The 15664-nt window shown below is 53.1% G+C and carries 12 protein-coding genes and 6 pseudogenes; 4 read left to right on the top strand and 14 right to left on the bottom strand.

Annotated elements, in window-relative coordinates; translation table 11 throughout:
• Positions 1-325: 325 nt before the first annotated feature.
• Positions 326-1394: pseudogene (locus tag SGP1_RS35505) on the top strand (MFS transporter); the annotation flags it as partial.
• Positions 1395-1452: 58 nt separating this feature from the next.
• Here SGP1_RS35505 and SGP1_RS01875 read toward each other — a convergent pair.
• The 9 genes and pseudogenes from SGP1_RS01875 to SGP1_RS01850 form a co-directional block, all read right to left on the bottom strand.
• A pseudogene (locus SGP1_RS01875) lies at positions 1453-1806 on the bottom strand (aldehyde dehydrogenase family protein); the annotation flags it as partial.
• A gap of 14 nt (positions 1807-1820) precedes the next feature.
• Entirely contained in the window at positions 1821-2252 is a 432-nt protein-coding gene (locus SGP1_RS32435; RefSeq protein ID WP_243466146.1) for a transposase, read from the bottom strand.
• Entirely contained in the window at positions 2218-2784 is a 567-nt protein-coding gene (locus SGP1_RS32430) for an IS110 family transposase (RefSeq protein ID WP_243466145.1), read from the bottom strand. The genes SGP1_RS32435 and SGP1_RS32430 overlap by 35 nt, the downstream gene beginning before the upstream one ends.
• A 216-nt stretch (positions 2785-3000) precedes the next feature.
• Positions 3001-3803, bottom strand: a pseudogene (locus SGP1_RS26345) (aldehyde dehydrogenase family protein); the annotation flags it as partial.
• Positions 3804-4276: 473 nt separating this feature from the next.
• Positions 4277-4399, bottom strand: a complete 123-nt coding sequence (locus tag SGP1_RS34880) for a hypothetical protein (RefSeq protein ID WP_279379476.1) — start codon at positions 4397-4399, stop codon at positions 4277-4279.
• Positions 4351-4611, bottom strand: a pseudogene (locus tag SGP1_RS26340) (DUF2382 domain-containing protein); the annotation flags it as partial. The gene SGP1_RS34880 and the pseudogene SGP1_RS26340, both read right to left, overlap by 49 nt.
• Before the next feature lie 34 nt (positions 4612-4645).
• Complete coding sequence (locus SGP1_RS01860) at positions 4646-5068, bottom strand: hypothetical protein (protein ID WP_041866545.1); 423 nt, start codon at positions 5066-5068, stop codon at positions 4646-4648.
• A gap of 116 nt (positions 5069-5184) precedes the next feature.
• Positions 5185-5619, bottom strand: coding sequence for a YsnF/AvaK domain-containing protein (locus tag SGP1_RS01855; RefSeq protein ID WP_083764639.1), 435 nt, complete (start codon positions 5617-5619; stop codon positions 5185-5187).
• Between the two features lie 614 nt (positions 5620-6233).
• A pseudogene (locus SGP1_RS01850) lies at positions 6234-7197 on the bottom strand (DUF1615 family protein).
• A 431-nt stretch (positions 7198-7628) separates the two neighbouring features.
• On the opposite strand from SGP1_RS01850, the gene SGP1_RS01845 reads away from it, so the two are divergent.
• The gene (locus SGP1_RS01845) at positions 7629-8063 is read left to right on the top strand and encodes a YhbP family protein (protein ID WP_011410056.1); all 435 of its coding nucleotides are present in this window, start codon (positions 7629-7631) and stop codon (positions 8061-8063) included.
• Between the two features lie 92 nt (positions 8064-8155).
• Here the strand turns inward: SGP1_RS01845 and SGP1_RS01840 are convergent, their stop codons facing one another.
• The 5 genes from SGP1_RS01840 to SGP1_RS01820 all read right to left on the bottom strand — a co-directional run bounded on the left by SGP1_RS01840 (position 8156) and on the right by SGP1_RS01820 (position 13381).
• Positions 8156-10528, bottom strand: a complete 2373-nt coding sequence (locus SGP1_RS01840; RefSeq protein ID WP_011410055.1) for a hypothetical protein — start codon at positions 10526-10528, stop codon at positions 8156-8158.
• Positions 10461-11291, bottom strand: a complete 831-nt coding sequence (locus tag SGP1_RS01835) for a hypothetical protein (protein ID WP_011410054.1) — start codon at positions 11289-11291, stop codon at positions 10461-10463. The genes SGP1_RS01840 and SGP1_RS01835 overlap by 68 nt, the downstream gene beginning before the upstream one ends.
• Complete coding sequence (locus tag SGP1_RS30530; protein ID WP_158302309.1) at positions 11288-11449, bottom strand: hypothetical protein; 162 nt, start codon at positions 11447-11449, stop codon at positions 11288-11290. Before SGP1_RS30530 ends, SGP1_RS01835 begins: the two co-directional genes overlap by 4 nt.
• Positions 11450-12161: 712 nt before the next feature.
• Complete coding sequence (locus SGP1_RS01825) at positions 12162-12434, bottom strand: hypothetical protein (RefSeq protein ID WP_148203336.1); 273 nt, start codon at positions 12432-12434, stop codon at positions 12162-12164.
• Between the two features lie 137 nt (positions 12435-12571).
• Positions 12572-13381, bottom strand: a complete 810-nt coding sequence (locus tag SGP1_RS01820; protein ID WP_011410053.1) for a hypothetical protein — start codon at positions 13379-13381, stop codon at positions 12572-12574.
• Positions 13382-13497: 116 nt separating this feature from the next.
• On the opposite strand from SGP1_RS01820, the pseudogene SGP1_RS26335 reads away from it, so the two are divergent.
• Both SGP1_RS26335 and SGP1_RS01805 read left to right on the top strand, forming a co-directional pair.
• Positions 13498-14419 (top strand): annotated as a pseudogene (locus SGP1_RS26335) (IS5 family transposase).
• A 940-nt stretch (positions 14420-15359) separates the two neighbouring features.
• Positions 15360-15653, top strand: a complete 294-nt coding sequence (locus tag SGP1_RS01805) for a hypothetical protein (protein WP_041866540.1) — start codon at positions 15360-15362, stop codon at positions 15651-15653.
• Positions 15654-15664: the final 11 nt, after the last annotated feature.

Here is a 15664-nt window from a genome sequence, read left to right as displayed (position 1 = left end):
TTGTTACGCCGTTAACGCCAGACGATACGAAAGCGCGACGGGCATAATGTGTGACAGTTGTCCAATATTTGCACATAACATCCTGATAGTCACAGTCCTTCGTCAGGAAAATGACTAATCGGCAACTACTTGACTAGAAACATAAAAAGCCGCATTCGCTACGGCCTGCAGGTTTTTATCAACCAACCTTGGGCAAATGTAATATAGCCCTGCGTCATGGGACGGACAAGACTCATGACTGACTCAAGCTATCCGATACGAGGTCAGTCATGAGTAGCCATTCAGCCGTCGCATCCACTGTCGAACCCGAACTTATCCATCAGGCATGCCGCAGTTTTTTATACGCATTATACCGATGCTGATTATTATGCTTATTGTTAATCAGATCGATCGTTTCAATATCGGCTTTATCAAAGCCCAGCTCGCAGCGGATGCCGGCGTCAGCGCGGCAGCCTTTGGCTTGGGCGCCGGCCTGTTTTTTGTTGGCTATGCGTTATTTGAGGTGCCGAGCAATATGTTCATGGCACGCTACGGTGCCCGTATCTGGCTCACCCGCATTATAATTACCTGGGGGTTAGTGGTGTTTTGTACCGGTTTTATTACCTCTCCGGTTCAATTCTATATTTTACGTTTTCTGTTGGGCGTGGCCGAAGCCGGTTTTTTCCCCAGGATATTATTCTATTTCCGCCAATGGATCCCCAATGCTTATCGGGGCCGTGCAACTGCAATGATATGGCGTTATTGCTTCATTTATTCTGGTGTCTTCACCGCGGCAGGCCCGTTGGCTAAGCGCGCATGAACGCGATGCCCTCATCGGGTGCTGGCGGAAGAGGAAGCCACGCGAAGCCGTTTGCAGGCGAGCACGCCCTCACGCATGGCTCTGCTCTTTTATCGCCAAATGCTGTTTTACTGCGTGATTTTCTTCACCATGACGATGACCGGCTATACGCTGGTCTTTTGATTACCGCAGATTATTCACCATATCCGGGGCTTTAGCGAATTTGGTATCGGTCCTGCTGACCGCGATCCCCTGGCTTTGCGCCATTATCGCCATCAATCTGGTGGGCAAAATCAGCGACCGTTTCCGCCATATGCTGGATAAAGCGCTGGTGCTGGCGATGTTGGTCGCAACGCTCGGCACTTTCCTGGCAACCCTGGGCAATCCCTGGTTTGCCTTTGTTGCCATGTGCATCGCCTGTATTGGCTCCAAAACCAGCGCCACGTTCTTCTGGCCGTTGCCGCAAGGCTCATTGCCGGTCAGTATTGTTGCTCCTGGGATTGCACTCATCAATTCGATCGGTAATTTGGGCGGTTTTTTTGCCCCTGCCGTATTCGGTTACCTGGAGCAAAAGACCGGCAGTACCACGGGGGGTCTGTATGCGCTCACCGCGGTATAGGTTGTCGCCGCTCTCTACCTGCTTTGCCGCCGCACAAAAGGATCGCTGCACGCCATCACCCGCCATGGCGAGCAAAAAGGTCTGACGCCGCGATGTGGAACGTTTGTAAATATTCTTCCAGCCCAGGGCAGGCGTCGGCGCCAATCCCCGATTTGCGCCAGCCGGCGCGAAAACCCTGCATCGCCTCAAAGTTTTCTCTGTTGATGTAGGTTTCGCCGAACTTCAGCTTTTTAATGGCCGTCATAGCGGTATTAAGATTGGTGGTATAAATCGACGACGTGAGACCGAATTCGCAATCGTTGGCCATTTTTACCGCCTCATCGAGTGACGAGAAGGTGGTCACCGGCAATACAGGGCCAAAGGTTTCTTCATGCATGATGTCTATCTCACGACGCACGTCTACTAATAGTACCGTCTTGCCAGTTATCTTGCAAGACATATTCCAGCATCGAACACCTGCCCTGATTTCAGCACTCCGTAAGCTTGTTGCAATAGTTTCTTCATTGCCGCACACACGACAACTTTCCCTGATTTATTACGTGCATTCATATGCTCTTTCAGCGCTATTATTGCTGGGTTATAGCGCATTGCCGTCAGGGCCGGCATATACAGGGCTTTACGTATCATGGCGTTGCCCACCTTTGATATCCGACTTTTACCTTTCCACAGCCCAGACTCCTGCAACATCGGATTCAGACCAGCCCAAGCCACGACAGCTTTGCTGCTATCGAACCGTGACATATCACCAAAATAGCCCAATATCATGCTACTCAACACGCCAGCTATCCCAGGGATCGATTCCAACGGTTCCCTGTTTTGCTTAAGACTTGGATCGTTGCCTATATGATTGTCCATCGCCTGTTTTATCTCTGCTATTTGGGTATCCAGCGCAGCGATGACCGCGCAGATGGAAACCTGTACTAACGAGGGGGGCTGTTTCCAGGCGATTTTCTTCCATCTGCTTCATTTCCTGCAGATTTATTAGCCGGTTGACCAACGCTTTCAGCTTTCTTTCATTCAGCGGCAACGGTTGCCACAACACGGGAGCATGCAGCTTACAATAACGCGCGATCATGCGTGCATCGCCTTTATCTGTCTTGTTACGACTCAGTTCACTGCAGCCGAATGATTTTATGCGTGCTGGATTTTCCACGCTTACAGCGTAACCTGCATCAGCCAGGAAAGTAGACAATGGCTCACTGTAAGCACCTGTTGCTTCCATGCATATATGGCAGTCACCGAACGGCTCAAGCCATTTTTTCAGCGCATCGAAACCCTTAGGCGTGTTAGAAAAGGCTTTGGATTTGTAGGCTGCTTTACCTTTCCAGACTGCAACGTCAAATTTCTGGGAAGCAACATCAATGCCGACAGGGGTGAGAATTTGCACGTGCTATCTCCTTCTGGGTGAATCAGGAAACCGCCATGACCTTCCTTATAGATACGTGCTCCAGGCACAGGATACCGTCCAGTCTTGAAGGCGGGAGATAAGTCGTGGGGGATGAATCTATTGGACAGGCTCGAAGCCCGAGGGAGGGTTCCATCTCACCCACGACTTCCCGATGATCAGTCGGGGAGCATAATACCCTGAGTACAATGATCGAGATATAAGGGTCGGTTGGAAAAAGAAACCCTTACCTTCAGCACGTTTACCACCGGTCAAAAGCGTTGCGCCCTGGGAAACCGCGCGGTCTACCTTTTCCTGCACGCCCTTCAGGGAGACTTCATCAATGAGCGGGCCCATATCCAGCCCCCGTCCTGTTCGGCGTGGTTGCCGAAAGTCACTTGCTTGAACGCCTGGGTTAACCGGCTGATAAACGCGTCTTTGATACTCTCCTGCACATACACCCGCTCGGCGCAGTTACGCACCTGCCCGGTGTTAATCACCCGCGAGTCCACAATGACCTTTACCGCCAGATCCAAATTCGCATGGCCATGACGATAGCCGGCGCCTTACTGCCCAGTTCCAGCGACACCTTGATAATATTTTTCGCCGCGGCGGCCATCGTCTGTTCCCCCGCCGACACGCTGCCGGTCAGGCTTACCATGCCGACTTTCGGGTTGGAGGCCAGTTCATTGCCTACGACGGAGCCACGGCAGGATACCGGTAGTCACGCCGATGGCTTTTTTGAAGACAAAGATATTTTCGTCCCGCCTGTCGCTTTGTACGATTTCCCCTTCATAGCGCCGCGCCCACTCCGCCATATAATCCAGATAATCAGCGGTGAATAACACCTCGGTATTGGCCAGTGCGCGGGTCTTACCGCCTTTAGCGATGATGATGTCTGTCAGCGCCTGCTCGCGGGCGATAACCTCTTCGGTCGCAGGGTTCAGCACGTCAATCCACTTGTCGCCCTGATGGCTGACGAATTGCCCGTCGATATACATTTTCTGCTGCTTAACTGTCATGAGCGCCACTCCATTAAAGAAATGTTGGGAAAATGTTACGCGTTTACCTCACGTTTTACCGCGCCGACGTTAAGAAAGCAATCCAACGGGGGGAGGAGGCCGCAGTGTTGACCCGCCGGTCGGCAAGGGAATGTAGAGGGGCCCTGTGGAGCTACAAATTTGTCAAATCATGAGGACCATCACATTTCGTCAATGCCGTCCGTCATTGGAACCAGGCCCCGCCGCAGGTAAAGGTATTACTACTGCGCCTCTTGCCACAACGGCACTACCTTCCCGCAAGCGGAGAAGCAGGGGAGCCGGTGACATTGCCCAGTGCCGGGAACTGAGATACGGGGCAACCGCAACGGCTGCCACCCCGACGTTATCACCCCCGCTCGGCTTTGCGGCAAGGTCACTCTGCGCGGATTAAGGTATCAGCGGCGCAGTAGATGCCGTGTCGACGTTGCCGTGGTGCGGACAATCCACGGTCAACGCTATTTCCGTTTGAGATCCCGCAGTGGATCGATGGCGCCGTTACGCTCATCGCCGGCAAGACGGTCTTTGTCAATCAACAGCGGATCCTCATCCTCTGCCGATAGCGGGTCATCACCGCGCAACCCGATCGGAACCGTCGGTGCGCACCACTAGTCCTCCACGATACCGGCGGTTTTATTATTACCGGCTCTTCGCGGGTTTCAGTGACTTCGATAGTTTTATCGGACCAATCAACCTCATCCAGATAAGCAGCCTCGTCCCTGGCGCGTCGGAAGATATTGGCATGTTGCTCATGCAGCGCTACCTCAGCCTCTACATCCTCATCCACCACATAACGGTGCGCGCGGTACGGTGTGTTTCATCCTCGCCTACGCCATACGCCGGCGAGCCATCACGCGCGACATCGATACTACCCCGCGGCTGACGGGCAAAAGCGCTTCATCTTCATAGTCAGGAGCAGCAGCACCCGCCTGCGGTACGCCAAGAGGCGCAGCTGACGTGCTGTACCCTGCGACATCGCGGCCATAGCCGGTGTCGCCTGCATAGTCCGCGCCGGCACCTGCCGCTGCACCGCTCGCATCCAGAATAGTAAGCGCCTGCGGCACGTCACCTTCTTTGGTGCACAAAGTCAGAATGACACCGCCGGTATCCAGCGCCTGCGTATAAAGTTGCTCATTTTCTTTATCGACGTCGATACCGAACAGGCGCTGCCACAGGCTGGGATGACGAATCGCTTTCCCTTCCGATTGCAGATCCTCTGCCGGAGATAATGCTGATATCGTGATTAGCAAAACCGGCCGCCTCCAGTTCTCGCCGGGCATCTTTAGCTAGTTCGAAGGTATCGAACAACGTTACGATTTTTTCGTGTGCCATGATTGCTACCTCGTTAATGGGGTAAAGGTTACGGTCATTCATTATCCCGCTGTTTTTCCAAGGTAATATCTTGACTACGCAACGTCACACTCTCCTGATACGGGACGGCGGTCGTCACTTTGCGAATATGGATCTCTTCCCGTAAAACCAATGTACGCACGACTTCAACATGTTCATTCACCACCGGAATAATCATGATGTCCCCTTCCTCACGGATAGCGGGATGGGTCTCCAGCGGTGTCCCTTTGACGACACGATGTATCTCGACATTTTCGTGTTTCAGCCACACTTTAATGGCTTCCTCACGCTCGGTCGTCCTACGCGTAATCGTTACACGGCCCTGTACCACCTGCCGTTTTGCCACGTCGAGCCGCTCTTGCGCTAACGGCAGGGTCGACTGAGTGGTTGCGGACGTTTCCCCCTCTCTTTGCGAGGAAGGCGGCGAGTTATCCGCCAATTGATTGCTCATCGCTCGATTCTCCCCGTCTCCCTCTCTGGCGCTATTTGATTAATATTGCTGATATTTTCGTAATATGTCCGTGATAAATATATTAATAATAATTAAATTAATTATTAATATACTAAAACAGGCCGACTCGCCGGCGGCGAGTGAAATATGTTCACTCCTTCCCCCAACCGTCTAATCGAATCAGCATCGGCAAAACACATTAGCGATAGAAAAGTTTTTACTGTAAAAGACTGACCGAAAATAACGACGGCGGGTATCTCATTACCCCATCGGACTTTTTTGGCGACGCCTTGCGAGGGACTTTGCCGTCGGCTCTCTCTGGCTTAGGCGGGAACACACCGTCAGATCTGCATCGGGTCCGGTACTTGCGCAGGTGCGTGGAAGGTGTTTAAAAAGGAGATGCCGCGTTGTTTGGCGTCCATGGGTAATAGCACCTATGCATCTCTGGTTAAGACGCCTGGGCCGCCAGCGGGCTGAGCGTTCCGCCAAGGTAGCCAGATGCGGTGTTTTCCGCTCAATTTCACCGCCAATCTGGCCGTAAAGGCGTTTTATCCCGGCACACGGGGCAGACAGCCCATACAGAACAAACCGAAAAGTGGGGGCCGTTGCCCCCCCTACTCAAACGTAGCGGCACTGAAGGTAGTCAGTTCGCACGTGATCTTCGGGCTTTCCAGTTTGATGCCGGGCAGCCTTTCACGCGGTAAGCGTTTACCGCCACGCTCCGCCAAGGCGTAAACCTGCCGATAGAGGGCCGTTCGCTCAAAGCTTTCTTGCTCACCCTGCTGAAGCATGCGGTGGACTGCCGCAGCGCTCAATCCCAGCGCTTGTCGAACCGAAAGCAACGCCTGCTCTGTCTGCCCGGGATTGTCGGCAGCGTAATTGATCACATCGCCATCGAGAGCCAACGTTTTGCCTGTGATGCGGCTCACCGCGCTTTGAAAAGCGGCGTTGCAGCTGGCATACCAGCCGGCATTGTAATCGGCGAAGCGGTAGAGAGGCTGGGAATAACCGGCCGAATAGCCGAGCAGATGTGCGACGCCAAAATAGATCCCTCCGCGGCGGGTGAAGACCTCCTGACACAGCGACCGACATGGGATAGGGATAGTGTTGTTCGGCGTGGGCCTGCGCAAAGGCAATGCTAACCTGCATGGGCCCGCCGGTATGAACTGGATTCAGGTTGCCGAACAGCCGCTGTAACGACGACCGTCGGATGAGGGAAACAATAACGCTGCGTGCGCCACACGCCGGGATATGGAGGAGTGCCCTGGCGCGGCGATCGATTTCGCGTCGGGCGATGTTCGCCAAATCAGGCACGGTGGGATCGGCGTTAAAATTAGACTCCTGGCCGATGACCGCCAGGACGGAACAGATATTTTCCGTGCTGGGGGAAATCGCCTGGGACGACAGCGCGGTGGCGATATCGGTGGCCCAACCCGGCCTATCGCGCGCGCTCGTAGGGATCTGGCGCAGGATCTGCGCCTTCACCGCCTCCGGTCTGGCGCTGCCGTCTGGCTTCCCTTTCTGGCTGCCGCAGCCGGTGAGACCCAGCACTAAAGTCACCGTTCCAAGCGTCATCATCCGCGGCCACCGTGCCACGCCACGGCCGGCGTTGCGCCGGACGCCGTTCTGCAAAGTGCAGGCGACAAAGGTGCGAGGTAGAGGGGTAACTAAAGAAATTATAATCTTGTCAATAATGATCATAATGTGATACATACTGTCCTTACTGTTGATGCTAAACCCTTATCGGCCCCCTGGCGGTGGACGGTGCACTCTGTCCGCGGAGCGTCAGGCCGCAGGCCGCAGGCCGGCGATAGTCGCCCGGAAACGTAACGTTGCGTCCTACGCCGAAAGCAGTAGTCTTTTCGGCCGACAATGGCGCGCCGGCGTCAGCGCGCTCGCCACCGGCCCGGCCTTGATGCACGATCTGGGCCGCAGAATTAAGCGGCAAGCGCGAAATAGACCGCCGACGTTCGGCGGCGGGAGCTATCACAATCCGGAGTTCAACCGCAATGGATGATCAATTGGAGGCCATTTGCCTCTTTATCAACAAACAGCACGTACTGACGTTGTGCGCCGGCAACATGGACGATCTCTGGTGCGCCAATTGCTTTTATGTGTTTCACCCGCCGGCGATGGCGCTATGGCTGCTAACCTCGACACAAACCCGCCACGGCGAACTGATGCGGCAAAACGCGCGGGTAGCGGGAACCATTGCACCCCATCCGAAAACGGTGGTGCTTATCAAAGGTGTGCAGTACCGCGGCGTTATCACCTGTCTGGAGGGCGAGGCCGAACGGCAGGCGCGTGGTCACTACTATCATCGCTTCCCGCTGGCCAAAGCAATGCCCTACCCGCTCTGGCAACTGGATCTACTGGAGGTAAAAATGACCGACAATACGCTGGGCTTTGGCAAGAAATTACGCTGGCAGCGGGAAACGTCCTGAGATTTGCGACCCGCCGCTGTTTTCCGCTACGGGCCCCTCTGGCCGCTGCGTTAGGGTACGTCACGCCCCGCCGCCGGAGCTGACATGTTGCGTTATCGCACTGCTGCAATGCCCGGGAATACAGGAGTTCGTCTTGCCGGTTTGTGGCGACGGCCGGAAGCAATGATTAAAGCATAGAGTTTACGCGGCAGCTGCGACAGGCGAGCGCCAGGGCTTCGCGTCTGCCCATCGGGAATGTAACGCATTCCTCTTCCCACATCCTCGATAACCTTCGCCATCATATCGGCATTGTCCAGCAACACGTTGACCCTGAGCATATCATCCCGCCACACTTGCTTGATAAATGCCGCTTTACTCATCTCCCTGACGGCATTATTCTGGCGTTGCCGCACCGCCTTGTCCGTCTCATCCTGTGCCGTGCCAGGGTTGAGTAACGCCCGCCGGTAACGATTGATGAAATGCATATAGGAGTCGTAATAAACCAAATTCAGATCGCGTATATCCTCTCTGTCTTCATAGATTTCCACACATTCGTTTAGCTGTCCGTTATAGGTGCTGATGGGTGCATGCAGATAGTTTATGCTAGCGGGGCGTTGTTTGGCTTCGTGCAATAAATGCATTCTAGGCAAAACCGGAATATCATCATCAAAGCTATCGGCCAAAAGAAAGAGCTGCCGATTTTTATCGTTGCGAAAGGTAAACCCCATCAGGGAAGGCTTGTTTTTATTGTACGCACGATAAGCTTTGTGGGAAACAAACAACACTTTTTCGGCAAGCGGTGTGGCCGCGAATTCCTCCTCAATACGTTCGGTGTAATAACACAGCCAGCGCGCCGCGAACTGAATAATTTTGTCCTGTGTAGGGGTTAATCCCAGAGCATCGAGAAGATAATGATAAATGGAGCAGGTAGAGGGAAGGGCTGGCGCCTGGGATAAGGATTTCTTCGGATCATGCGGCAAAAAGTCAACCTCTGTAAATAATTGCTTGAGCGCCAGCACTGTCTCGCGGGCCTCGTCGGTTTTCGTCGTAAAACGCTGCTTATTTAAGTGTAAATAGCTCGTCGGATACGCCGCGGTGGCCTTCTGACTTTGTTTGAGATCGTCATGTGACGCCACAAAATATTGTCCAATACCCAGATTGCGATTAAGCATTGCACAAATTTTCTTTTCACTGATATATCTGAGGTGCATCGTCGAACGCAGCGATACAAAGCGCCGCAGCGGTGGAATATCGTCGGTAGCGATGCCGGCCAGATCCAGTGCGATATGGGCCAAACGCATCACCTTTGCGCCGCTCAAGGTGGAGGGAAACATAAAATAAACGTCCAACTGGCCTGGTATCTTTTCAATGAGTCCAATACGGGTTTTCTGACGCTGCTGAAGCATAAATTGAGGGCCATAGAGCACCCCCATCTCCGGCAGCGTTTTTACGTAAACACCGTGCGGACAAATGCGTTGGAAGGGGAGCGTCAATTTAAATTGTCCGCTCAGGGCGACGAGATCCGAGACCGGCGCATCCGGCAACAGGTCCAGAAAAGGCCGATCGTCCAGTTTCGCCACCGTCCCACCATTATCGTAAAGACATTCACTCGCGGCATACCCTATTGCCACAATATGGGCCACCGCGGCTTTTGACAGCGCGTAAATGCTTTCTACATCCGGATTAAGCCGACATTCAACGTCTAGCGCACGTGTGTTGCGATGCCGCGGAGCGGCTGGCTGCCCGCTGTTCGTCTCGTGGGGCAGCGGGATACACAGCACATCCTCCCCTTTTTTGGCGAGCAGTAAATCCGACCGGATACCGGTGATGACCGCGTCAATGACCGAACGCTCGGCGTCATTTTTGGCCGATGCCGCCATATTCGCCATCACCACCACTAGTAAATGCCTATTTAGGCAGCATCCGAAGTTTACGTGTGTCCCTAGCGCCGCAGGATTATCCTTAACGCCAGTGGTAAACGCCATTTTTGACACCAATGTCTGATACAACGTCGTATTGGGCACCGTTAATTTTTCATACTCCCCAAGCCGGCTGGTAAACATTTGCTGATGCCGTTGCGCGATAGCCTCAAAGAACGCGGTCAAGTTTTGCTCCTGGCTTTTCATCTGCAAAACAGGCGAAACACGGATTTCGACCTGCGCCTGTGAAACGCCCTCTACTAACTCTTCTAGATGGTCCTCTATGCTATCGATCCGCTTCACACTGTATCCGTCATACGCATTCACGGTAGCATAGCGCCGCTCCTCATCGGCCCACACTGCCGTGAAGATGTCGACATTTTCCTTCTGCCGATAAACATGCTCAGACCTGCTCCCTTCTGGACGATGCTGCGATGGCAGCAGGAATCCCAATTGTACGAGATGTATCGTCGCCTGACGGAGAAAAGCCTGCTCATCGTCAGACAAGGCATGCCAGCCCGCGGCACATAACCAGCGCGCCTGCGCCAGATAGCTTTGGCCCACCATCTCCGTGGCCGGTACGCCTCATCAAGGGGGGGAAGTCTTGCAGACTAGGGTGCGGCACAGGAGGGGTGTCAGGCGATCGGCGGACAGTGAGGTTGGCGTACGGGTAGAGATAGCGTTGCAGTGGCTCCGCGTGTTCATCCGGCGAAAGATGGGGATAATGCTTTTCCAGGATCGCTTGCGCCAACTGGCGTCGCGTCCGCCATTGACCGATCGCGTCCTGAAACGCCCCCACCAGATCATGGGCCGCGAGATGGGCGTCGCGAGCGGCAAAATAGTCATGGAGCGGGTGAGGCCGTTTTTTTACCGATTCTCCTTGCGTCCGGGGAGTATTGAAAGCCGCATGCACGATCGACGGCAGTCTGAAAAAGTAACCGTACTGGCCCGTTACGCGGCACAGAATATAAAAAATATTACCCATATCCTTCGCGAAGTTTGTATCCTTCTGAATTGCGTAATGGCGGCTGGCATAATGCAGAAAAAGCGTCCCAGCGTGTAGATCGTGCCAACTATAACTGTCGACCCGCAGGGCGCTGGTGGCTTCATCATGATGCTTCAAGAGAGGGCAATGCTCCAGCACGACAAATTGCCATAGTTGATTCACCTCGCCCCGCCGCGGTGAGCCGTCATATTCCACTTTATCCAGCAACCGGTCATACATTATTTCCCGCCATCGGCGTACAGTGAGATCCCGGCCACCCTGTTCGGGAATAAGATTATTGGCAATCCAGCGCTTCCATGTATCACCTAATATAAGTTGAGTCATCCAAAAACGAATGGCGGTCTCTTGTTGGCTAACCGGTGAAGGCTGATTGTCGCCGCCGCCATACCAATGGTTGGTTTTTCCAGCTCACGGTACAACAACGCTTTATTAACCGGATTGCGCTTAATAAAAGCCAAAGCTTTTATTGCCAATATCACCATACCTTCATCTTTTAATGTGATCTCAGAGGATATTTCTCCCTTTTATATCAGCCAATGAAGAATATTACGCCGTTGCTGGACCACGGAAGGATGAATAAAGAGCGCCGCCGCCCGTTTGTTTCTGCCTGACGCCCGCGGTAAAAAGGGTAGCCCCCTTTTTGTTGCGCTCTTACGTGCTTAACCGGAGTGGCTAACGCAATACCACCTGCCGTGGGCGTCGTAGTTTTCATGTTTAGGTTTTTATTCATAATGACCTCGAAGAGAGCCAGGTTAGGACCGTTCGCCTGATGCCTTAAGCCAGACGAGATTGCAAACACATTGAAGAGCTGGAATAAACTCACGTCGGCATTATTGGGGGTAATTATGTGGACTGATAGTTATTTTTAAATTCATCATCTCGCTGTTAACCCCACCCCTATGACCATGTAGTCACAAGGCAATATTATTATTTCTTTTTCAAATCCAAGTCGACCAACGTGTCCTATTTAAAAGGTAGTAGTGATCTACCACGCTATTTATCTCACTCTCTTTTTGTGCGCCATAATAATCAATCGTCAGGTAAGGTCATACCTTAGCGGTGTTTCTCACTTTACCATGCGCCAATGCCATCGGATCAATAAACTGCGATTATCGTTTTGGTCATGAGATGGCCAGCTATCAGTCCAGGATCGCGGGGCGCTCGTATAGGAGCGCATGCAGCGTGCTAAATTCTTCATGCTTCATCTGGCTGGCAAACGATAGTCCAAGGCGGCGTTACGCCGCCTATCCAGATCCGTCGTGCCGCCTCATGGCAGATGATAAGTTGCGCCGCCCCGTCCTCTTGACATTGCTCGGCCGCGGCAGCCAGCGACAACCAAGGCGTGGCGATTCCCGTCGGGCCAAGGACATCGTCGAGATGATGAATCAGCGTCTGAGGTGACAAACGTAGCGCCTGCTCGGTCGCGGCGGCGACCGGCCCGCTGCCCGTCAGCCAAGCATGCCGCACCGCTTTTGGTTCCAACCACGCCCATAGCAATGCTCACGATAACGCTCTGCTACAGGCCGAGGCCGGCTCTAGCTGAGGCCGATGGATCCGCGCCAGCACCAACAGTGACGGGCAACATTCGCTAATCATCACCAACCCTACCATCGACTCGATAATGCCCTCGAGCCGGTGCCTTTGTCGTTCAACGCGCAGGCCGGTGATATCGCCCGCTGTACTGTAATGACCACCAATGCGCTCGGGGCGCGTGCCGTATCATCAAGCCAATCATCCAGCGCCAGCAGCCCAACCGCGGACAAAAGGCTAAATTGCCGGTTAAAAACGGCGCCGGTTTGCAACAGTAATTGCTGCTCTTCTTCCGCTGTCAGGCCGCCGTCACACCGCATTGCAAGGTAACAGGACATAGCAGGCGGTAAAGCGCCAAGAGCAGGCCCCAGCTGCTGTGCAAGCCAGGTGAAACGGCCCGCGAGCCAGCCCGATGGCGTTATCTGCCCATGATGATCCCTCTCCGGCGTACACCTTCTGCCGGCGAGTATTTCAGAATGATATCGACCAACGGGGGGAAGGATGCCGGCCGCCAGACGCTGGCCATCTTGGTCCAGGCAGCTTGCCGCACAGTGGGTGACAAGCAGACCATAGCGCTGTCCGCGCTCGATCTCATCGCGCAGTCTCTGCACCCGCTCGCAATCCTGGGTGCTGAAATAGAGCGTATCGCAACGAACGCCGATACGGCTCAGAGCATAAAATATCCCGGCGACCACGGCGGCAACCAGCAGGCAACTGAGCCAGAACGTCTCGCCGTGCAGGTGCTCACGCCAAAAACACCAGCCGCCGAGCGCCGAGAGCGCTATATAGGCTAGATAGACTGTCGCCTTAACGCTCCGACGTATACTGATGCGCCACCGCGGGCTGAGGTTTTCCTCTTTCTCGGGCGACCGATCAATCGACATAGCTTACCTTGCTCCTGACGGTACCTGGTTCGCCGCCACGGGGCTTTGTTGAATAAATATAACTTTTAGGTGATCGTCTGCTCAGATCACTACCGTCATTTCAACTTCTGCACTCCATGGCAAAGCAAAAGTTTAAAATAACCAACTGGCCACTTACAACAAAACTCTCAAGCAGCGCGGGGCTCTAACGATATGGCTGGATGAGTCGGCAATTGTTGCATGGACGGAAAAAACAACGCCTGAACGGCGTGGCCGGCCGCTCCACTACGCAGATATAGCTATCACCACTGTTCTGATGATGAAACGCGTGTTTGGCCTTTCGTTAAGGGCTTTACAGGGCTTCGTTGACACCATTTTTAAACTGATGGTACTGCCGCTAAGATGCCCAGACTACTCGCTGATCAGCAAGCGAGCAAAGACAGTTAAGATCAGCATAAAAACGCCGACCCGTGGTGAAATCTCACCTCTAGTCATTGACGGAACCGGCCTGAAGGTCTTTGGCGAAGGCGAATGGAAAGTCCGACAGCATGGTGCCGACAGACGGAGGGTGTGGCGTAAGCTGCATATAGCCGCAGACAGTGTAACGCATGAGATTATCTGTGCTGACTTATCGATCAGCGGTACGACGGATGCTCAGGCCCTACCAGCTCTGATAAACCAGACCCTGCGGAAAATCAGGGAAGCGTCGGCTGATGGCGCTTACGATACCCGCTCTGTCATGATGCTCTGCTGAGGAAGAAAATAAGGCCTCTTATTCCTCCACGAGGTGGGGCGCAATATTGGCCAGACCGATACCATGAGCGTAACTACGCCGTTGTGAATCAGCGTCTAAGCGGCAGTAACGATGTCTGGAAAAAGCAAGTGGGCTATCATCGACGCTCAGTGGCTGAAACAGCTATATTCCGGTTCAAAACGCTTATGGGCGATCATCTAAGTCTGCGTGACTATGATGCGCAAGTAGGTGAGGCAATGGCGATGGTCAAAGCGCTTAACAAAATGACGCTGTTAGGAATGCCGAACAGCATCCGGATCGCATAACAATCGATCTGCTAGGGAGGCATAGTCACAAGTTCTGATTTATTCAACAAAGCCCCGCCACGGCTGAAAGGCGCCGTCGCTCGTAGCACCGTGCCAGACCGTCGTAAGCGCCAGGACAAGATCATGGCCAACCGGCATGCATACGTTACCCACATAACTGTTCCTTTTAATTACTTTTTATTCATCCGTCCTGGACCCTGGTCGGCATGCAAAAATAGAAAAAAACAATTGTTATATTATGCTGCATACTTATTACTGCTGATTTTCAGCTTAATATAGGGTGATTGCACTTATATTAATAAAATAGCAACGGCTAAGTTAAAAACTATTTTCCCAGAATCAGTCTTAATGAAAAGCAGCATCCCATCATTACATCGCCTGCCACGTATTTTGATGCTGGGCGTCCTGGGACCGGGTCTCATCAGCAACAGGCTAAAAAACTGAAAATATCAAATTTCATTAATATAAAAAATAATAATAAATACATGTTTTACCTATATTTAAAAACGTAATAACCAAGCGATATTTGTCCGTTCACCGACAGTTATTACTTGCAATAATAGACTTAATTTCATAAGGTGTACACTACAGCGTACTAACCCGTAAGATCACTGCGCCTTTTCGTGCGCCGCAGGCATTGACGGCAGGAGCCGTTAAGCTACAGTTGATTCAATTAGCCATATTCATTGCGCCTAAGGGAGGGGGCTCCATGAATGATTTTTTTCTTGCTTGAAAGCATGCATATTGATTTTTCTCTGGCACCGGCGGCATGATATTAGTGAGTGAGACATTACCACCAGCCGTATTGAGCAATTACCTAATAACATGATCATTATCGGGTCACTTATATTGCGCGGTTGTAATATCACCGCACTACCCAGCGGCCTGCGGGTGCTGGATTATCTCGATCTTAACGCCACGGCAATCCGCCGATTTACATGTGGGAGGGTCCCTCTATATCGAACGATCGCAATTGCGCCAGTTACCGGACAATTTCAGCCTCGACGATCATCTGGTGCTGGAAAACACCCCGATTACCGCGCTGCCGCGTAATATGTGCGTTGGAGGGTGCCTGAATATTCTCGGCACTGGTATCATCCATCTGCCGGAGGATCTTTACGTTGGTGAACGGTTATTGCTGAATGCGGAGAAGATGACCGGCAACGTCACCTGCGTACCACCGAGCTGCCGCCAAATCCGCTGTTCGGTCCCGGCATCGGCCAGCGCGACATGACGGTTTATGCG

The sequence above is a fragment of the Sodalis glossinidius str. 'morsitans' genome (genome assembly GCF_000010085.1).
Taxonomy (GTDB): Bacteria; Pseudomonadota; Gammaproteobacteria; order Enterobacterales; family Enterobacteriaceae; genus Sodalis; species Sodalis glossinidius.
The sequence above is the reverse complement of the archived record's forward strand: the minus strand, read 5'-3'. Positions and strand labels throughout refer to the sequence as shown.